At 57.4% G+C, this 18827-nt stretch carries 18 protein-coding genes; 4 read left to right on the forward strand and 14 right to left on the reverse strand.

Annotated features, from left to right (window positions below; translation table 11 throughout):
* The first annotated feature begins 6 nt into the window (after positions 1 to 6).
* A complete protein-coding gene (locus H151_RS0108385; RefSeq protein WP_026353917.1) occupies positions 7 to 282 on the forward strand; it encodes a hypothetical protein in 276 nt (91 codons plus the stop codon).
* Between the two features lie 76 nt (positions 283 to 358).
* Here H151_RS0108385 and H151_RS0108390 read toward each other — a convergent pair whose 3' ends face one another.
* From H151_RS0108390 to H151_RS0108430, 9 genes are all read right to left on the reverse strand, one after another.
* Positions 359 to 844 carry a F0F1 ATP synthase subunit B family protein gene (locus H151_RS0108390; RefSeq protein WP_019961212.1) on the reverse strand — a complete coding sequence of 162 codons (486 nt, stop codon included), beginning with the start codon at positions 842 to 844 and terminating at the stop codon, positions 359 to 361.
* 3 nt (positions 845 to 847) lie between these two features.
* The gene (locus H151_RS0108395) at positions 848 to 1399 is read right to left on the reverse strand and encodes a F0F1 ATP synthase subunit B (protein WP_019961213.1); all 552 of its coding nucleotides are present in this window, start codon (positions 1397 to 1399) and stop codon (positions 848 to 850) included.
* A 144-nt stretch (positions 1400 to 1543) separates the two neighbouring features.
* Positions 1544 to 1771, reverse strand: coding sequence for a F0F1 ATP synthase subunit C (locus tag H151_RS0108400; protein WP_019961214.1), 228 nt, complete (start codon positions 1769 to 1771; stop codon positions 1544 to 1546).
* A 73-nt stretch (positions 1772 to 1844) separates the two neighbouring features.
* The gene (locus H151_RS0108405; RefSeq protein ID WP_019961215.1) at positions 1845 to 2621 is read right to left on the reverse strand and encodes a F0F1 ATP synthase subunit A; all 777 of its coding nucleotides are present in this window, start codon (positions 2619 to 2621) and stop codon (positions 1845 to 1847) included.
* Positions 2622 to 2665: 44 nt separating this feature from the next.
* Positions 2666 to 2989, reverse strand: a complete 324-nt coding sequence (locus H151_RS15960) for an AtpZ/AtpI family protein (protein ID WP_233354549.1) — start codon at positions 2987 to 2989, stop codon at positions 2666 to 2668.
* Positions 2990 to 3126: 137 nt separating this feature from the next.
* Positions 3127 to 6567, reverse strand: a complete 3441-nt coding sequence (smc, locus tag H151_RS0108415) for a chromosome segregation protein SMC (RefSeq protein ID WP_019961217.1) — start codon at positions 6565 to 6567, stop codon at positions 3127 to 3129.
* Positions 6568 to 6758: 191 nt separating this feature from the next.
* The gene (locus H151_RS15965) at positions 6759 to 7490 is read right to left on the reverse strand and encodes a thioredoxin domain-containing protein (protein WP_019961218.1); all 732 of its coding nucleotides are present in this window, start codon (positions 7488 to 7490) and stop codon (positions 6759 to 6761) included.
* A gap of 104 nt (positions 7491 to 7594) precedes the next feature.
* Positions 7595 to 8335, reverse strand: coding sequence for a thioredoxin domain-containing protein (locus tag H151_RS15970; RefSeq protein WP_019961219.1), 741 nt, complete (start codon positions 8333 to 8335; stop codon positions 7595 to 7597).
* 26 nt (positions 8336 to 8361) lie between these two features.
* Positions 8362 to 8943 (reverse strand): DciA family protein, encoded by a 582-nt coding sequence (locus H151_RS0108430; RefSeq protein WP_169336729.1) that lies wholly within the window; start codon positions 8941 to 8943, stop codon positions 8362 to 8364.
* Between the two features lie 60 nt (positions 8944 to 9003).
* Here H151_RS0108430 and H151_RS0108435 point away from each other — a divergent pair, with 60 nt between their 5' ends.
* A complete protein-coding gene (locus H151_RS0108435) occupies positions 9004 to 10083 on the forward strand; it encodes an A/G-specific adenine glycosylase (protein WP_019961221.1) in 1080 nt (359 codons plus the stop codon).
* On the opposite strand, the gene H151_RS0108440 is transcribed toward H151_RS0108435, so the two are convergent.
* The 5 genes from H151_RS0108440 to H151_RS0108460 all read right to left on the reverse strand — a co-directional run bounded on the left by H151_RS0108440 (position 10080) and on the right by H151_RS0108460 (position 15281).
* Positions 10080 to 11180, reverse strand: coding sequence for a site-specific DNA-methyltransferase (locus H151_RS0108440; protein ID WP_019961222.1), 1101 nt, complete (start codon positions 11178 to 11180; stop codon positions 10080 to 10082). The genes H151_RS0108435 and H151_RS0108440 overlap by 4 nt on opposite strands.
* Before the next feature lie 53 nt (positions 11181 to 11233).
* Positions 11234 to 11818, reverse strand: coding sequence for a ribonuclease HII (locus H151_RS0108445; RefSeq protein WP_019961223.1), 585 nt, complete (start codon positions 11816 to 11818; stop codon positions 11234 to 11236).
* Positions 11819 to 11835: 17 nt separating this feature from the next.
* Entirely contained in the window at positions 11836 to 12939 is a 1104-nt protein-coding gene (locus H151_RS0108450; protein ID WP_019961224.1) for a PA0069 family radical SAM protein, read from the reverse strand.
* Between the two features lie 894 nt (positions 12940 to 13833).
* Positions 13834 to 14409: a DUF1993 domain-containing protein gene (locus tag H151_RS0108455; RefSeq protein ID WP_019961225.1), complete on the reverse strand. Its 576-nt coding sequence runs from the start codon at positions 14407 to 14409 to the stop codon at positions 13834 to 13836.
* 71 nt (positions 14410 to 14480) lie between these two features.
* On the reverse strand, positions 14481 to 15281 hold the full coding sequence (locus H151_RS0108460) for a uracil-DNA glycosylase (RefSeq protein ID WP_019961226.1): 801 nt from the start codon (positions 15279 to 15281) through the stop codon (positions 14481 to 14483).
* 156 nt (positions 15282 to 15437) lie between these two features.
* On the opposite strand from H151_RS0108460, the gene H151_RS0108465 reads away from it, so the two are divergent.
* The gene (locus H151_RS0108465) at positions 15438 to 17111 is read left to right on the forward strand and encodes an electron transfer flavoprotein-ubiquinone oxidoreductase (RefSeq protein ID WP_026353918.1); all 1674 of its coding nucleotides are present in this window, start codon (positions 15438 to 15440) and stop codon (positions 17109 to 17111) included.
* Between the two features lie 40 nt (positions 17112 to 17151).
* Positions 17152 to 18825 carry a tetratricopeptide repeat protein gene (locus H151_RS0108470; protein ID WP_019961228.1) on the forward strand — a complete coding sequence of 558 codons (1674 nt, stop codon included), beginning with the start codon at positions 17152 to 17154 and terminating at the stop codon, positions 18823 to 18825.
* The last annotated feature ends 2 nt before the right edge of the window (positions 18826 to 18827 follow it).

The raw sequence follows: 18827 nt of genomic DNA on the forward strand, positions 1-18827 counted from the left end.
GTTGGTGTGGCCCTAAACGAGTCCACGAATGGATGGTCGAAACATCCTATTGCTGGTGTTGTAACCGTTATCGCCCGGGCGATAGGGGCGGCCTTTGCCTTGTTTTTAATGGCGATTTCTATTCCGCTCTTCTTTATTCCCTTACCCTTTGGCTTACCGCTGTTTGTGATTTCGCTGATTATCCTAGCGGCCACGTCAACGCGCGCTCATACCTTCATCACGACGACGTTGAAGCGTTTTCCCTGGGTTTGGAATAAGCTCAAAGGCGCATTTGGTGAATAAAAAGCCCTGACATTTAGGTAAAAGAAAAGGCGCATCGAACGATGCGCCTTCATTCTTTGTACCTACAGAACTGAGACTAGTTCAGACTGTCGCCTAATATGGCCGTGTCAGCCTTCACCAGCGCGTTGCGTTGCGTCTTGGTGAGGGTGGTCTGCAGAAGGCCTTTGGTCGCTTCTACGGCCAAATCAGCGGCCATCTGGCGCACTTCCTTGGTCGCTTGGGCTTCGGCTTGAGCGATACGCTGTTCAGCCATCTGGGTGCGACGCTCAATGCGTTGCGCGAGCTCAAGCTTGGCATTCTCGCGCAGGTGTTCGGCTTCGGCTTTGGCTTGCTCAATGATCGCTTCAGCTTCCGCTTCGGCTTCGCGCGCGCGGCGCTCATAAGTCGCCAGCATTTCCTGGGCTTCTTCACGCAGGCGGCGTGCCTCGTCCAGTTCTTTGCGGATGCCTTCAGCGCGATCATCCAACGCTTTGGCGATGGCCTTGGGCGCACCGACGAAGACGATCACGACGAAAAAGACGATCAGCGAAAGGAAAGCCCAAAAAGTTGGATCCTGAAACATGGTTTAGGCTCCCTGTTTGGCTTTGGCGACGGCCTTTTGGGCGTCCGCTTCGGCAACATCAAGTTGGGTCAATTGTGCAGAAATCGCGATCGCGGTTTCAGCCGCAATAGCATCGACTTCGGCCAAGGCTTTGTCTTTAGCCTCTTGAATGCGGGCTTCAGCGTCGCTGGCCTGAGCATCCAATTTCGCGTCAACCTCTGCGGTTTCTTCGGTGATTTTCGCGTCGACCTGGGCTTTAGCCTCAGCGGCCAGGCCATGGGCCTTGGTGCGCGCTTCAGCCAGGGCCTGCTCGTAATTGCGCACGGCTTCGTCAGCCTGGCTTTTCATGCTGGCAGCGGCGTCCAAATCGTCGGCGATACGGTCACGACGCTCCTCGATGGCAGAACCGATCCGCGGCAAGACCCACTTTGATAAAAGTAGGTAAAGCACAGCGAAGGTGATCGCGAGCCAGAAGAGCTGTGAAGCAAAATAAGTAGGGTCAAAGGGCGGAAATGCGCTTTGCGCCGCGTGGGCGGCATGTTCAGCGGTATGCCCGTGTTGTTCCGGCGCCGTCACGGCATCCTCCCCGAGAATAGAAGGCCAAGAGAAGTATAAGGGAGACTCATAGAAGCCTCATGTGAACGCTCGAAGCCGAAGCCAACCCGCATATGGGGCTGAGGCTTCGGCTTGGAGGCGATCATCAACTGTCAGACGTGGGTCTTATACCACGAACAGCAAAAGCAGAGCGATGAGCAAAGAGAAAATGCCCAAAGCTTCGGTTACGGCGAAGCCGAAGATCAAGTTACCGAACTGAGATTGTGCGGCAGATGGGTTGCGTAGGGCGCCGGTCAAGAAGCTGGCGAAGATGTTACCCACGCCCAGGGCTGCGCCCAGCATACCAAAACAGGCCAGGCCAGCACCGATGTATTTTGCGGCTTCTGCTTCCATGTCGATACTCCTTTAGATGATCGCTATTGGATTGGAAAAGTGAAGAAGGTGATACTTGGTCCTGGATAATCGTCTAGTGGCCAGGATGCAAAGCATCATTGAGGTAAATGCAGGTCAGAACGGCAAAGACGTAGGCCTGCAAGAACGCAACCAGGAATTCCAGCGAGGTCAAAGCGACCGCCATCGCGAAAGGCAAAATGCCTGCGATTGCCAGACCACCGCCTGCTGCGCCCAGCATGACCACGAAACCGGCAAACACTTTCAACAGGATGTGCCCGGCCAACATGTTGGCAAACAGACGAACACCCAAGGTGATAGGCCGAGAGATGAAAGAAATCAGCTCAATCGGGGTCAACAGGACGTATAGCGGCCATGGCACGCCAGCGGGAAACAGGAATGAGAAGAATTTCAGCCCGTGCTTATAGATGCCAAATCCCATCACCGTCAGGATCACGATCATCGCCAGCGCAAAGGTGACAATGATGTGAGAGGTGAAGGTAAAGCCGTGGAAGCCCGGAGCCGGGAAGTAAGGGAACATGCCCAGCATGTTACCCATCAAGATAAAGGTGAAGAGGGTGAAGACCAGCGGGAAGAAACGCAGACCCTCATTACCCGTTGTCGAGCGGATCATACCGGCGACAAATTCATAGAGCATTTCGGCGACCGATTGCGCGCGCCCAGGCACCAGCGCGGCGCGGCCCATGGCCATCCATAACAGGCCTGTCACCAAAACGGCAGACAAAACCATAAAATAGCTGGAATTGGTGAAAGACAGATCAATGCCATTCAGGTCAAAATTGAACACTGGATGGATTTCAAACTGCTTGATCGGATTCGTCGCGTCCGCCACGTCCAGCCCTTCGACGGGTTGCCCCGCCGCCTCTATCAAAAAACCTACTGGGGTTTATCGGAAGATTCGCCCGATTGCCCAGCATTAACCTCTGCTGCAGCGCGAACTACATTTAAAGTGCCCGCTGCGAAACCTAAAAGTACACCCGCCAAGATCCCAAACGGGCTCCAGCCGAAAAGCCGGTCTGCGCCATAGCCTAAGGCCGCGCCAACCAGAACCCCGGCTGCAAACTCTGTCCCATAGCGCATACCGAGCGCCCATCCATTGGGGCTTGCATTGCGCTTGGCGTCTTCGGCGCGACGAGCGGCGAGCTTAGCGTTAAGGCGTCGCTCGAAATCCGTATCGTCCTCAGACGGGGGTTTGGGCATGATAGACCCTTGAGACATGGCGGTTTGCACACCTATCAAATCGCTCTGATAGGCGCGCGCACCCTATAAGCGGGTCTAAATACTGTCAAGCAAGACAAGTGTGTATGCAAGGCTTTGAAAAATTTGGTTTTCGCCGATTATTCTGCAGCCAGCAGTTTTTCTGCCGCTTTAAGATCTACACTGACGAGCTGCGAGACGCCGCGTTCGCCCATCGTGACCCCGAATAATCGGTCCATACGCGCCATGGTGACCGGGTTATGGGTGATGGTCAAAAACCGGGTCTTGGTGAGGGTGCGCATATGCTCCAGCATTCGGCAAAAGCGATCGACATTGGCATCATCCAAGGGCGCATCCACCTCGTCGAGCACACAGACTGGCGCAGGATTAGAGAGGAAGACCGCAAAGATCAGCGCGGCCGCTGTCAGCGCCTGCTCCCCGCCTGACATCAAATTCATATTGTCGAGCTTTTTGCCTGGCGGGCAGGCGAAAATCTCCAGCCCGGCTTCTAAAGGGTCATCATGTTCTGTCAGGCGTAATTCAGCATGGCCCCCGCCAAACAAGGTCACGAATAAGTCTTTGAAATGGCCGTGAACGACATCAAAAGCCTCGAGCAGGCGCGCACGTCCCTCGCGGCTTAAAGTATCCACAGCTTTTCTTAGGCGCGCGACCGCTTCGATCAAGTCATCGCGCTCGGTGATCAGGTTTTGGCGCTCTTCATCCAGAGTAGTCGCCTCTTCCTCAGCGCGCAGATTCACTGCGCCCAGGCGTTCACGCGCCTCGCGTAGCTCACGCACGCGGCGATCCAGCTCGCTGGCGCTTAAGTGCGCGAATTCGCTGTTTTGAGCCTCTTGAGCCAGCTTGGCCGGGGGCTCGCCGATCGTGTCCTCAGCCTCTTCCATCAAGTCGTTGAGGCGTTCGCGGGCATTTTTGAGTTTTTCCACCGCCACAGCGCGTTTTTCGCGCGCGCTGCCGGCTTCTTTTTCGGCTTGACGCAGGTGAAGATCGGCTTCGCGCAGATCGGCCTCCGCGCGCACCACTTGATCGCGGGCATGGCGCGCATCTGATTCGGCCTTGACCAAGCGCTCGAGCAGAGCGTTGCGTGCGCCCGCGCATTGCTCGGGCTTATCCATCGCAGCCGCAAAGGCGGCCTCGGTCTCAGTGCGTTCGGCTTGTGCCGCTTGCATATGGCTGTGGGCTTTATCCTGGCGGGCCTGCCAGTCATCGCGCTCGCGTTCCAGGGCTTTGAGGCGATGGGCGCGGCTTTGGGCTTCGCGTTTGAGTGATTCTAACGCGGCACGGGTATCGGCGGCGGCGGCGCGTGCACGGTCGGCCGCCTCGCGCGCGCGCTCCACCCCATCCGGGGCGGGCAGGGCCGTTTGCGCGGCGACCATACGCGCTTGGGCTTCACTCAGCTCGGTTTTGGCTTGGGCGATTTGATCCGTGATCTGGCTTTGATTAAACGCCGCGCTATGAAGTTGCGCTTCCTGGCGCGCCAGGCGGGTTTGTTCTTGATTGAAGTGAGCTTCCTGGGTGCGCAAAGTCTGCTCAGCGGCTTTTGCGGCGTTGCGCGCGGTATTTAAAGCCTCTTGATGAGCGTTAAGCTGGGCGCGCAGGCGCGAGAGGGTATCGCGCGTCTCATCGCGTAGGCGCGTTGCGCGTGATATGTCGCCCTCTAAGGCTTTGACCCGATTTTGCGTTTCCAAGCGCGCGGCCGCCGCAGAGGGCGCAGACGCGCTTTGCATAAAGCCATCCCAGCGCGCCAAGGCCCCCTCGCGGGTCACCAGACGTTGACCGGTTTTAAGCTGGTGGGAAAGGGCCTCAAACTCTTCAACTTCAACCACACCAATGGCGCTTAGGCGTGCGGCCAGTTCTGCCGGTGCATCGACAAATTGACCCAAATGGGCCACGCCTTCGGGTAGGCTCGCGGCGCATGATGCGCCCAAGCGCCAATAGCGCGGCGCATGGGGATCCAGCGCGGCGTTCAAATCTTCGCCCAACGCCGCCGCCAGTGCCTTTTCATAACCCGGTTGGGCGCGCACATGATCCAAAATCGGGCTAAAGCCCTCATCGGCGCGCACCAAAAGGCGTTCTAAACTGGTCTTTTCCTTTTCCAGCGCGGACAGCTCACCGCTGGCATCGCGCGCCGCATCATCGCCGCTGCGCACTTTATGTTCCAGCTCCGGGCGCTCTGCCTCTAACGCCTCTAAGTGCTGGCGCGCCTGATCCAGCGCTGTGCGATGCTGATTGAGTTGCGCTTCCAAGGCGGGAATATCCCCGGCCCCTTGGGATTTCAATGTCTCGATCTGACGCTCAACCTGGCTCAAATCGGTGTGTAAGCGGGTCAGGCGGTGATCGGCCTGACGGCTTTCACGCTGGGCGCTTTCAAAGGCGGCCTTGGCTTGCGCCCCCTCGCTGGCGCGTGCATCCAGCAGCTTTTCCGCATCCGCCCTTTGTTTTTCAGCATGCAAGGTCGCAGCATTGGCGCGTTGCAGGGCAGGGCCTTCGCCCTGTTGCTCCTCGACCAAGCGGGCGATAGCGCGGTTCAGGCGATCAAGGCTATGTTGCGCTTCCTGGGTCAGGTCACGTTCGCGGCCCAAGGCTTTATCCAACTCGCCAAGGCGGGCCTCTAACCGGGTAAGCGTGGCGCGGGCCTCAGCCTCATCACGCTCCAGCCGGTCACGCTCTTTTTCAATCTCGCGTTGGGCGGCGCTGGTCTCCCGCTCAAGGGTGCGAAGGGGATCGAGCGAACTGATCAAGGCTTCGGTGCGATGGGTGGCGTTGGCTTGGGCAACGAGTGCCGATTGCACAGCCTTTTCACACGCTTCGCTGTCGCTTTGGGCTGTCTCAATATGGGACGCGGCCTCTTCCAGGCGATGAACCCAGATCAGAATCTCAAAATGGCGCAGCGATTGAGATAGCTCGCGATAGCGCCCGGCCTGTTTGGCTTGGCGTTGCAGGGCATTATACTGCGCATTGAGGCCATCGACGACATCTTGCAGGCGCTCTAAATTGGTCTCCGCCGCTTTCAGGCGTAGCTCCGCCTCCTTGCGCCGGGCGCGAAGGCCCGAAACACCGGCGGCTTCTTCCAGGATTTGACGACGGTTCTGGGGCTTGGCCCCAATCAGTTCAGAGATCTGGCCTTGGCGCACCAAAGCGGGCGAATTGGCCCCGGTTCCGGCATCAGCAAACAGAAGGTGGACATCTTTGGCGCGCACCTCCTCGCCATTGATTTTATAATTCGAGCCCTGACCGCGCACGATCCGGCGAATAATCTCCAGCGTGTCGGCGTCGTTAAAGCGTGCTGGCGCGCGTTTATCGCTATTATCGACCCACAACGTCACCTCGGCGCGATCGCGCGAGGGGCGCTTGTCCGTGCCCGCGAAGATGACGTCATCCATCTCGCCGCCGCGCAAGGATTTGGCCGAGGTCGCGCCCATCACCCAGCGCAGGGCCTCTAATAGATTGGATTTACCACAGCCATTCGGGCCAATAATCCCCGTTAATCCGGGATCGATGTGCAGCATCGCCGGATCGACAAAGGATTTAAATCCCGCCAGACGAAGCTGAGTAAATTGCACGGCCGTATATATCCCTTTGATCCGGCCTGTTCGCCAAGGCCCAGGCCCCTTTAGACCTATGATCTAGGGTGAGCAAAAGGGTGGGGCCGGTCAACCGGTTTTAAGCTCATGAACTGCGTCGCGCCTCGCCTTGCCTCACAAAAAAAGCCCCATGGTGGCCATGGGGCTTTTCGTAGGTATATTAAGAGCGCTTAGCCTTGCTGTTCCGCGGCCAGATGGGCCAGAACCCGTGACCAGTCCTCAGCATTAAAAGTATAGGTCAAGGGCGCGCCATCAATCAAAATTGGCTCATCATCCAAAGCAAAGACAGGGGTGTCCTGTCCTTCCATGCGGGTAAAGCTGAGGGTTTTGCCATTAACAACGAAGGAAGGCGTGCCGGTGATACCATCATCGCTGGAGCGCTTATTATTGTTGGTGATTTCGTCCAAAATCTCTTGATTGGTCAGGCACGCCTCGAACTCGGCTTCGCTAAAGCCGACAGAGCGCGCAATCGTTGACAATTGCTGGCGCATGGCCCCGCGCTGACCGGCTTCGAAAATTGCACGTTGCTGATCGAAGAGGATGTCGACCATGTCGAAATATTTGTCTTCGCCAGCACAATGGGCGAGCATAAAGCCTGCGGCGGCGACTTGGGGCTGACCGGTCAGCATTTCACGAAAAACGAAGCGCACATTGCCCGCTTCAATTTGCTCTTCAACGCCAGGCATCGCGTCTTCGTGGAAGGTCGCGCAATGACCGCACGCCACTGAAGCATATTCCACCAGGGTCAAGGGCGCATTGGGATTGCCTTTGGCAAAATCGCCCTCGCGCTCATAGGCGCTATGCCCGCCTTGGCCTGAATTCGCGTTATCGCCACAGGCCACCAAGCCCAGGCTCACGACTACGCTGGCGCTGACGGCCAAAACAGATTTCATCAAAGCCATGGGCTTTCCCTCCTCATGCACACTTAAGGGCTTGTTCTAACCGACTTTGCCCCGCTTGGGCTAGGGGGTAGTGGGGCTACTGACACAATTGTGACGCAGCGCGCCTATTGGGGTGGATTTTCTGCCAGCGAGGACAGGACATGCGCCCAGACATCGCCGTCTTGGGAATAGGCGACCGGTGCACCCTCGATCAGGAGAGGTTCGCCATCCAGGCTGAAAACTGCGCGTTCCGGCCCCTCTATTTCTATCGCGCTTAGCACTTTGCCATTGAGGACAAAGCTGGGCGTGCGTGAAAAGCCATCCTGGGCGGAACGTTCATGGGCCTCAATCACGCTCATAAATTGGCTTTGATCGGACAGGCAGGCTTCGAAGGTGTCTTCGGTGAAGCCGGCACTGATGGCGGCGTTTAACAATTCTTCGCGAATGCCAACGCGCGGTGCGGCCTCAAAAATCGCGTCTTGATGATCGAAGAGGGCATCAAGCACCGTGAAATAATCCTCTTTGGGCGCGCAATGGGCCAGCATGAAGCCGGCAATGGCCAGCTGTTCTGGCCCTGCGATCACTTCACGAAAGATAAAGCGCACATTGCCTGCCGCAATCTGGGCTTCGATGCCGGGCATGGCTGTGTCATGGAAATGTGCACAATGAGGGCAGGCCACGGAGGCATATTCGATCAAGGTCAGCGGCGCATCATGGTCGCCTTTGACGTTGTCATCGGGGCGCTCTGAAAGATCAATCATAGAGGCTATCGCAGCCGGGGCGGTGTCTTGCGCCAAGCTGGCGCTGAATACGCCGACGCTGAGAAGGCTGGCGCACAGCGCACTTTGAATGAGTTTAAGCGTCATGGCGTCCCCCGCATGTGACTTTAGCGTTAGCGTTTTCGGCTCGGCTGGTTTTGGGCCGCTATTTCGCGGTCCCAGTCTGCAAAACATTGCGCTAAACGCGCATCGGTGTCAGTGGCCCTCGTCAGGGTGGGCGTTGACACTTTCGTGATCCGACCTTCCAGGGGAGAGCCGCTGACCTCATCCTTTTTAATGACGCCCTGGCGTACCTGAAGCGCGCTGGGGGATTTGCCGGTATAATCGCGAATACGCTGCAAAATCAGCTGGCTTTGGGCCTCGATCTGCAAAGCGGCTGGCCCGCGGGCGCACACCACCAAAGTCAAACCGCGCGCACCATTATGAAGACGTTCAGGATAGCTCCACTGGGCCAAACGTTGCCCCACGATCAGTGACCATTTAGCCGCCAACTGATTGGCCGACATGCCAAATTGATCGGAGAGGGGCTTTACCACCCGCGCCACGGCACGCCCGGCGCTGGGCGCGGTTTTATAGGCAGGCTTACCGCGATGGGCTTCGGCCCAGGCCAGGCTGTCGCGATCATGCGCGCCATCTTGGCCGGTTTTAGAGATGCGTCTGCGGTGCAGAGTTGACGTGGGGCGCTGATAAACCATGTCTGGCATTGTGCCTTGGGATCGGGGCGATTGGCAAGATGAGCGTCATGGGAAAAGCGGATGAGCGCAGTCGATAAAGTTGAAGATCTGCGTGCGCGCTTGCTGGCTTGGTATGATCGGGAGGGACGAAGCCTTCCCTGGCGGATCCGGCCGGACGATCGCGCGGCCGGTGTGGTGCCAGATCCTTATGCGATCTGGCTGTCTGAAATCATGCTGCAGCAAACCACCGTGCCCCATGCCACCCCCTATTGGCATGATTTTTTGGCCCGTTGGCCGCGCGTCGAAGATTTGGCGAAGGCCCCACGCGAAGACGTCATGGCCGCCTGGGCGGGGCTGGGCTATTATGCGCGTGCGCGCAATCTTTATGCCTGCGCACAAGTGGTGGCCTTTGACTTGGGCGGGGTGTTCCCCGATACGATAGAGGGGCTTCGCGCTTTGCCGGGGGTGGGGGAATATACCTCCCATGCGATTGCTGCCGCTGCGTTCAACCGCCCAGCTAATGTGGTGGATGGCAATGTGGAGCGTGCCATTTCGCGTCTTTACGCGCTGGATACGCCGCTGCCTAAATCCAAGCCCGAAATCCGGGCGTTAGCCGGTGAGATCGCCGATCCGGTGCGCGCGCATGATTATGCCCAGGCCATTATGGATCTGGGCGCGACCGTGTGTTCGCCTAAATCGCCCAGCTGTGGGATCTGTCCCTGGCAGTCGGCGTGTCAAGCCTATGCCTTGGGTCAGCCAACGGCCTACCCGAAAAAACTCCCCAAAAAAGCCAAGCCCCAGCGCTATGGCCATGTGTTCTTTATTCACCGTGAAGGGACATTCTATGTCCGCGCGCGCCCGGATCAGGGTCTTCTGGGCGGGATGTTGGAATTGCCGGGTGGGGTTTGGTCGGAGCAAGGCTTGCCAGCGCGCATTGAAGCCGAACCCTTTGCGGCCGATTGGCAGGCGGGTGGGGTGGTGACCCACGTCTTCACCCATTTCACCTTGCAGCTTCAGGTCTGGTGCGCGATGGCCCCGAAGGACTATCGGCCCAATGCGGGGCATTGGGCCGATCTGAAGGCGTTAAAAACGGTGGGCCTACCCAGTGTGATGGCCAAGGCCGCCAAGGCGGGCTTAAAGGCGCTGTCACACCCGGTTTAGGCGGTCGTGGGTTCCATTTGCGCGCGGATCTGAGCGCGCAACACATCCAGCGGCACCAAAGTGCCCGCGCGACGGATATGCCAGAAAGTCCAGCCATTACAGCTGGGGGCCGATTGCACATGAGCCCCGATCTGGTGGATGGACCCGCTTTCGCCGCCGCCCACGATGGAGCCATCGGCGCGAATGCGCGCGGTGCGACGCCCTTGCGCGCAATAGAGCGTGTCACCGGGTTTGACCAGGCCCGCTTCGACCAGATTGCCAAAGGGCACGCGCGGTAAAGCACGTTTGGACTGGGTGACTTTCAAAGCGTCAGAGGCACCGGGCTCGATCGCTTCAATGCGCTTGCGCGCGACTTCCACATAGCCCGCATCGGCTTCGATACCGATGAAATGACGGCCCAATTTCTTCGCAACCGCGCCCGTTGTTCCGGTGCCGAAGAAAGGATCGAGCACAACTTGTCCCGGATCAGAGGTCGCCAACAAAACCCGGTGCAACAAGGCTTCAGGTTTTTGGGTTGGATGCGCTTTCTTTCCCGCTTCGGTCTTGATCCGCTCTGCGCCCGCGCAAATCGGCAAGGTCCAGTCCGAACGCATCTGCACCCCATCATTGAGCGCCTTCATGGCGGCATAATTGAAGGTGGGCTTGGAATGCTTATGCTTTGAAGCCCAGATCAGCGTTTCATGAGCATTGGTAAAGCGGGTGCCCTTGAAATTCGGCATTGGATTGGACTTGCGCCAGATCACGTCATTCATGATCCAAAAGCCCATATCTTGCAGGAAGGTGCCCAGGCGGAAAACATTATGATAGCTGCCGATCACCCAGATCGCGCCATCATCTTTCAAAATCCGGCGCGCTTCATCTAGCCAACCACATGAAAACAGATCATAATCATCATGATCCCCGATCTGGTCCCATTCAGCATCAACCCCATCCACACGCGAATTATCGGGCCGGTGCAGCTCACCGCCCAATTGCAAATTATAAGGGGGATCTGCGAAAATCAGATCCACGCAGTTATCCGGCAAGCTTTGCATCACCTCGACGCAGTTGCCGTGAATAATTTTATCGATGGGCAGTCCGCTTGACACCACACGCATCCTTTTAAAAGCCTTCAGACCATCAGGCTTGAAATGATACGCCTAACACAGAGTTAAGGCCGAATCGATTCGCACAGATGCCTCACCGGGGCATAGGAGAATCGGTGAATTGGGGTAGGGCCTTGTTCTGTCAAGATTTTTCTGTGGACCGGGGCGGGATATCCTTTATGTTTGGCCAGGCCAAATCCTGTAAATCTTTTTTCTGCTGCACATAAAATTTCATCGCGCAGCGTCTTGGCGATGATCGAAGCGGCCCCAATCGCGGCGATTTTCGCGTCCCCGCCGACAATCGCTTCGCCGGGAATGTCGATGGGCGGCAGGCGGTTACCATCGACCAAAATTTTCACCGGGCGGCGCGGTAAATGCTCCACCGCGCGCACCATGGCGATCATTGTGGCGTGTAGGATGTTCAGCCGATCAATCTCTTCCGGTTCGGCAATTCCTACCCCAACAAGCGCGTGGCGATAAATGAGGGGCGCGAGGGCGGCGCGTTTCTTCTCGCTTAAGGCTTTGGAATCGCCAAGGCCTTGTAATTCGCTGAGATCCTGGGGGAGGATGACCGCCGCTGCGACCACGGGGCCCGCTAACGGTCCGCGTCCGGCTTCATCAATCCCGGCAAAATCATCAAATCCATCCATCGCTTTGGCCTTCCCTGTCAAAATAAGCTCGCCTGTCTATCATCGTCCAAGGGGCGCTCAAAGAGATCGGTGCGCAGGCTCATGCGCGCCTCTTTCAGGCCCAGTTTTTTGCGCGCCAGATTGAAGCGTTGCGCGATCATGTCCGCCACGGGGCCTTCCCCGGTTTGGCGCTGGCCAAAGCGGCTGTCATAGTCTTTGCCATTGCGGGTCTGGCGAATAAGAGAGATGATCTTTTTGGCGCTTTGCGGGCGAATATCGCCCAGCCACTCATAAAATAAATCCTTGATCTCTAAGGGCAGGCGCAACAAGACATAATAGGCCGAGCCCGCACCGGCCTCTTTCGCGGCGCTAAGCAGGGGCTCAATCTCGCGATCATTAAGGCCGGGAATAATGGGGGCCATCATCACGGTGGCGGGAATGCTCGCGGCCTTAAGCTGAGACAGGGCGTCCAGGCGGCGGACCGGGGTCGCGGCGCGCGGTTCCATATCGCGCGCCAGCTTGGGATCCAGCGTGGTGATAGAGATGGCCGCGCGCGCCAGATTCAGCTGGGCCAGCTCTGCCAGCACATCAAGATCGCGCACAATGCCGGTGGATTTGGTGATCAGGCCCACGGGGTGGCGGTATTTCAGGCAAAGCTCCAAAATCGAGCGGGTGATACGCAATTGACGCTCTACCGGCTGATAGGCATCGGTATTGGCCCCCAGCATAATGGGCTGAACCTCATAGGATTTTTTCTGGAAGGCTTTCTCTAACAGCTCAATGGCATTGGGCTTATAGAAAATCTTCGATTCAAAATCGAGCCCCGGTGAATAGCCCCAATAGGCATGGCTGGGCCGGGCATAGCAATAGACACACCCATGCTCGCAGCCGCGATAGGGATTGAGCGAGCGGTCAAAATGCAAGTCCGGGCTGTCATTGTAGGAGATGATGGATTTCGAGCGATCTTTGAGCAGGGTGGTGCGCAGTTTGGGTGCAGGATCCTGGCTCCAGCCATCATCAAAGGGTTCATAGCTTTGTGCCTCGAACCGACCAGAGGTGTTCGAGCGCGCGCCGCGCCCTTTAGGCTGCAAAGGGGCGGGTAAAGGCGTTGAAGCGCGCGGAGGGGGGCCTTGGAATGTCATGGCCTGAGTGTAGCAAAAGTTCGGAACAAAAAAAGAACAAAATGCGCGCGCGCTGTGGATTCCTGTTAAGGGTTTGGCCGGGGTCCGGGTCGGTTTTTTATAGCTAGCAACGCGGCCCCGGACTTGATCCGGGGTCCATGCTGGACGGGTTGAGCTTAGTTCTGGTCAATCAGAATGTGATGCAAACTTACGGCATGGATGCCAGATCAAGTCTGGCATGACAGAAATCAAAACTGTCATCCCGGCCTTGAGCCGGGATCTATATGCCTTGATGGCAAGCTCAATGGATCCCGGGTCGCACTACGTTTGCCCGGGATGACAGTATTATATTTAAGTCTATGCTTTGCTGTGAGAATATGAAGTATGGGTCCCGGATCTCACTCTCGTTCGTCCGGGAACCCGGTTGAGAGTTGCCTCTACGCGGCCCCGGACTTGATCCGGGGTCCATCGACCCCAGAGGGGTCGCAAGCGCGAACGCGCGTGCGCAGCGAAGCGAGGATACAACACACAACGCCCCCTCCGGCCGTACCGGCCACCTCCCCCGCTTCGCAGGGGAGGACAGGTCTCATACCTGTCACCCCAAACTTGATTTGGGGTCCATACCCGAAGCGTTGAATAAGGTTCTGATCGGCCAGAATAATCGTCAAGCTCACGGCAGGGATGCCAGATCAAGTCTGGCATGACAGAAATCAAAACTGTCATCCCGGCCTTGAGCCGGGAACTATTGAGCGTGATGGCTATGTTTATAGATCCCGGGTCGCACTACGTTTGCCCGGGATGACAAGTCTTGGTCTAAGTTCATGCTTCGCAGGGGAGGATAATCGGGCGATTAGCCCGCAAGGACGACCGCCCTCAAATAGGCGATAGCCGGTAGGGCATTAAAGAAGTGTCCGCCTAGCCTTGAGAGGCTCCAGGCATCGTGCCGGGGCGTAGATATTTGAAGACATGGCCGACATAATCGGCCTTACCCAGATCTACCCCGCCCGCGCGCAAAATCGCATAGGCAATCATCAGGTGGAAATAAAACTGCGGCACGGCCCAGTCGCGCGCATAGGCTTCACCGGTCATGTCGAAAATCATGCCATTGGGTAAATCAATAGCGATCTCGCGCGTTTCTTCACCGTCAAGATCTGTGTCTGGCACGGCTTTCAGTGCGGCAATGGCGGCGTGGAGGCGCGCTTGCGCATCATTGAGTGTGCCCGGATTATCACCGCCCTGACGGCCTTCTTCGGTGAGGATTTGCGTCACGGGGCTGAGCGCCTCCCCCTTTAAACGCTGAGCCATTTCATAGGCCTGGAGGCAGGTGAAGCGCACTTGCGTGGCGAGCGGATACATATCCTCGATAAGGCGGGCACGAAGCAGAGCTTCGCCCTTGTCTGCGCCCAATTGCGCCTCAGCCTTGCTGAGCCAGCTTGATAGCGCTTCAAGCATTTGGGTATAGGCGGGGATAAGCTGGCGGGTCAAAGACATGGCGGTTTCCTGAAGCAAGGGCGCGAAATGATGGCTCGATCCAAGCCCAAGCGCGCGTGCCGATCAAGCCATTAAAGAGCCGCGAGCCGTGTTTTTAACGCCAGAAGGTCTTGCCAGGCCTTGGCCTTTTCCTGGGGACGGCGCAAGAGGAATGACGGGTGGATCATAGGCAGGGCAGCGATGGTTTTGCCGTCAATGGCATAATCGTGCCAGCGCCCGCGCAGGCTCATAATCCCGGTCTTGGATTTCAAAAGGCTCTGGGCCGATAGCCCGCCGGCAAAGACCAGAAGGTCTGGGTTTTTTAAGGCGATATGGCGCTGGGCAAAGGGTAGGCACGCTTCAACCTCACCTTCGGTGGGTTTGCGATTACCCGGTGGTCGCCAGGGCACGATCGTGGTGATGTAAACATCATCCTCAGCCAAACCGATCGCGGCGAGCATTTTATCGAGCAGCTGGCCAGCCTCACCGACAAAGGGAAGGGCGGCTTCGTCCTCTTCGCGTCCAGGGGCTTCGCCCATAATCATCAAACGCGCCTTGGGATTGCCGCGTGAAAACACCAGATTGCGCGCGGTGTTTTTCAGATTGCAGCCCTCAAACCGTTCTAGCGCAGCGCGCAGGGCCTCAAGATCGCCCGCCGATTGGGCCAGGGCGAGGCCATCATCCTCTGGATTGGGCTGGCGAAACCCTGCGGCGCGGGCCGCGGCGGCCGAGGCTGTGGGCTGGGCTGGATTTGGACTGGGCGCAGATGCGCGCGGCGCGCTGGAACGCGGGCCCGGCGTCGCTTCCGGCAAGGGCTCCACCCCATGACGCGCCCACCAATCGAGCGTGCTTTTTAACGCGGCAATCTGTTCGGGGCTGAGGTGAAGGGTCATGGCCAAGGGGATCGTTTGCGGTTTTGGCTGCGTTTAGTGTGATGGGGCCTCGCGTAGAGGTCTGGCTGTGCGTTAACATCTAAGCTAAGACTCGTATAAAGCCCAGAAAAAGAAGCAACAAGAATGGGCAAAGGCGGAAACGGCGAAGGAGAGGTTATGGGCGAGGCTGTGATCGAACGGGAATCGATGGACTTTGATGTGGTCATCGTGGGCGCTGGTCCTGCGGGTCTATCAGCGGCCATCCGTCTGAAACAATTGGCAGATCAAAATGGCGAGGAGATCTCCATCGCCGTTCTGGAAAAAGGCTCCGAGGTGGGCGCACACATCCTGTCGGGTGTGGTGTTCGACCCCAAGGCGCTTGATGAGTTGATGCCCGATTGGCGCATGGATGATTCGCAGCCCTTCGACACCGAAGTTCAAGATGATAAATTCGTCTTCCTGGGTGAGGCCGGTGAACTGACCTTCCCCAGCTTCTCCATGCCCGAGTTTATGCATAATCATGGCTGCTATATCGGCTCGCTGGGTAATCTCACGCGCTATCTGGCCGCCCATGCCGAAGGGTTAGGCGTTGAGATTTATCCCGGCTTTCCCGCCGCTGAGCTGATCGAGGAAGATGGTGTCATCAAGGGGGTGATCACCGGGGATATGGGCGTTAAACGCGATGGCACCCCCGGCGATATGTTCCAGCCGGGTATGGAATTGCGCGCCAAATATACCTTGATCGGCGAAGGGGCGCGCGGGTCTTTGGCGAAAAAGCTGATTGCGCGCTATGACCTCTCTAAGGGTAAAGACCCGCAAAAATTCGGCATCGGTATGAAAGAGCTCTGGCGGGTTAAGCCTGAGCATCATAAGCCGGGCCTCGTCAAACACTCCATGGGTTGGCCCTTGTCTGGGGATACTGGCGGGGGATCTTTCATGTACCACTTTGGCGAAGATCTGGTCGCCATCGGCTTTGTGGTCCACCTCAATTATAAAAATCCCTATACCTTCCCCTTTGGTGAGTTTCAGAAGCTGAAAACCCACCCTTCGATCAAGCCGATCTTTGAGGGGGCGGAGCGTTTATCCTATGGCGCGCGTGCGATTACCGAAGGCGGCTATCAATCTGTGCCCAAGCTCACCTTCCCAGGCGGGGCTCTGATCGGGTGTTCAGCCGGTTTTGTGAACCTGCCGCGCATCAAAGGCAGCCATAACGCCATGAAGTCGGGGATGATGGCGGCCGAGGCGATTGTCGCGGCCCTGGCTGAAGGGCGCGAAGGTGATGAGCTGAGCGCCTATGGCGCAGCCTATGAAAGCTCCTGGGTGAAGGAAGAATTGCACAAGGTGCGCAATGTGAAACCGCTCTGGTCGAGCTTTGGCACCGTTTTGGGTGTGGCGCTGGGCGGTCTCGATATGTGGACCAACCATCTGTTGAATTTCTCGATTTTCGGCACTTTAAGCCATGGCAAGGCCGATTATCAGACCTTAGAGCCCGCTTCCAAGCATAAGCCTATCGACTATCCCAAGCCGGATAATGTGCTGACCTTTGATCGGTTGTCTTCGGTGTTTATTTCCAACACCAATCATGAAGAAGATCAGCCCGTTCACCTGAAGGTGGCGGATTTGGCACTGCAAAAGGACAGCGAGCTGGGCGTCTTTGAAGGCCCGTCGGCGCGCTATTGCCCTGCGGCCGTTTATGAATGGGTGGCTGATGAGGCGACGGGTGAGAAAAGCTTCGTGATCAATGCCCAGAACTGCGTGCATTGTAAAACCTGCGATATCAAAGATCCGAACCAGAATATCAACTGGACAACACCCGAAGGCGGGGGCGGTCCTAACTATCCGAATATGTAAGTTTATTTTTTAAGTTTCGGTTTTAACGCCAGGAGCGGCTATGCGTCAGTGGGCTTGTCTTGCCATCGGAGCGGCTGTCTTGTCGGGGTGCGTGACGTCCAATGGGGGCTTCTTGCCCCCGGACGCCAGCCCACAAAGTGCGTATGGGCCTTTCCTGGCGGGGCGCTATGCGGGCAATAATCGGGCCTTGGACGATGCCGCGCGTTTGTATGCGGAGGCCTTGTCCGTGGACCCAGCCTCTTCTTATCTTTCAGAGCGCACCTTCTATGCCGCGCTGCTCAATGGTGATTTCGATCAAGCGCGTGAGGCCGCTCACCACACCTTGGATGATCCGGCCAGTGCAGGGCTGTCGCGGCTATATCTGAAAGCCGATAGCCTGCATGATATACGCCGGCGCAGCGCCGTACCTGATATTGACGTGTCGGGATTGGGCGCATTTGGAACTTTGTTCGATGATCTTGTGACCCATTGGCATTTGATCGCGCGCGACCAGTTTGATGCGGCCTTGGTGGCGTCGCAAGACTTGGAACTGCCTGCGGGCACGGCCGATTATGTGCGCATTCATCAGGCGCTTCTTTTTGATGCTGCAGGCGAGGTGCGCGCCGCCGAAGATGCCTATCGTGGGGCCTTGGCGACATCCTCGCTGAAAAGCTATGTCGCCACGCTCTATGGGCATTTCTTGGAACGTCAGGGCCGTAAAGACGATGCGATTACGCTTTATGAAGCCCAAATCGCGCGCGGCAATGATGGCGGGGATGTCAGCTATGCGCTGAACCGGGCGCGCACATCAAGGCGTGCGCCAAAGCGCTGGAGCGATACGCAATATGCCGCGCGCGCGCTCTTCCCATTAAGTGCGATCCTGGCTAATCAATCCACAGCGGATTTCTCCGCGCTCTATTTGCGCGTGGTGCAAGATCTTGACCCTGATCTTGCGCATAACACCTTCTTTTTGGCTGAGATTTTAGAGCGCCTGGACATGGATGAAGCCGCTTTGGCGCTCTATGACCATGCCCGCTCGGGGCCGTTTTCAGAACAGGCTCAGGTCTCAGCGGCTTGGCTATCCTATCGCATGGGTGATCACGAGGCCGCCTATATTCGCGCTCAAGACCTCGCCGCAAGCGGGCGCATTCAACCGCGCTTGTTGCAGGCCGATATCTTGCGCATGAAGGGCGATTACGCCGGCGCCAAGGTGATTTATGAAGCCGTTCTGAGCGATGCGGGCCTTCAAGGGGCTGATATCGATTGGCGTTGGCATTATTATGCCGGGGTTTGTGAGCAACAATTGGGCGATTGGGATGCGGCTGAGGCCCATTATCAAGCCGCGCTGGCACTCGACCCCGACAATGCGCGTATCCTCAACCATCTGGGCTATAATTGGATTATCCTGGACATTGATGTCGAGGCGGGGCTCGCCATGGTTGAGCGTGCCGCCCGGCTTGAGCCCACCAATGGCTCGGTCCTCGATAGTGTGGGTTGGGGCTATTTTGTTCTAGGCCGCTATGATGAGGCGGTTGAGATTTTGGAACGCGCGGCCGTTTTACGTCCCGGCAGTGCCACGGTGCTGGGCCATTTGGGCGATGCCTATTGGCAGGTGGGCCGCCATCTCGAAGCACGCTTTCAATGGCGTCATGCCTTGAATCTTGACCCAACACCAGATCAGCGCGCTCATTTTGAAGCGCGTCTGGCTGAACCCTTTCCGCCGAGCGAGGCCTAATC

This window comes from Woodsholea maritima DSM 17123 (assembly GCF_000382325.1).
Lineage (GTDB): Bacteria > Pseudomonadota > Alphaproteobacteria > Caulobacterales > Maricaulaceae > Woodsholea > Woodsholea maritima.

Bases quoted from the DNA above. Each gene is read 5' to 3' on its own strand.
- H151_RS0108390 (WP_019961212.1), bottom strand. From the start codon at position 844: ATGTTTCAGGATCCAACTTTTTGGGCTTTCCTTTCGCTGATCGTCTTT.
- H151_RS0108400 (WP_019961214.1), bottom strand. From the start codon at position 1,771: ATGGAAGCAGAAGCCGCAAAATACATCGGTGCTGGCCTGGCCTGTTTT.
- H151_RS15960 (WP_233354549.1), bottom strand. From the start codon at position 2,989: ATGCCCAAACCCCCGTCTGAGGACGATACGGATTTCGAGCGACGCCTT.
- H151_RS15965 (WP_019961218.1), bottom strand. From the start codon at position 7,490: ATGGCTTTGATGAAATCTGTTTTGGCCGTCAGCGCCAGCGTAGTCGTG.
- H151_RS15970 (WP_019961219.1), bottom strand. From the start codon at position 8,335: ATGACGCTTAAACTCATTCAAAGTGCGCTGTGCGCCAGCCTTCTCAGC.
- H151_RS0108430 (WP_169336729.1), bottom strand. From the start codon at position 8,943: ATGGTTTATCAGCGCCCCACGTCAACTCTGCACCGCAGACGCATCTCT.
- H151_RS0108435 (WP_019961221.1), top strand. From the start codon at position 9,004: ATGAGCGCAGTCGATAAAGTTGAAGATCTGCGTGCGCGCTTGCTGGCT.
- H151_RS0108440 (WP_019961222.1), bottom strand. From the start codon at position 11,180: ATGCGTGTGGTGTCAAGCGGACTGCCCATCGATAAAATTATTCACGGC.
- H151_RS0108445 (WP_019961223.1), bottom strand. From the start codon at position 11,818: ATGGATGGATTTGATGATTTTGCCGGGATTGATGAAGCCGGACGCGGA.
- H151_RS0108450 (WP_019961224.1), bottom strand. From the start codon at position 12,939: ATGACATTCCAAGGCCCCCCTCCGCGCGCTTCAACGCCTTTACCCGCC.
- H151_RS0108455 (WP_019961225.1), bottom strand. From the start codon at position 14,409: ATGTCTTTGACCCGCCAGCTTATCCCCGCCTATACCCAAATGCTTGAA.
- H151_RS0108460 (WP_019961226.1), bottom strand. From the start codon at position 15,281: ATGACCCTTCACCTCAGCCCCGAACAGATTGCCGCGTTAAAAAGCACG.
- H151_RS0108465 (WP_026353918.1), top strand. From the start codon at position 15,438: ATGGGCGAGGCTGTGATCGAACGGGAATCGATGGACTTTGATGTGGTC.
- H151_RS0108470 (WP_019961228.1), top strand. From the start codon at position 17,152: ATGCGTCAGTGGGCTTGTCTTGCCATCGGAGCGGCTGTCTTGTCGGGG.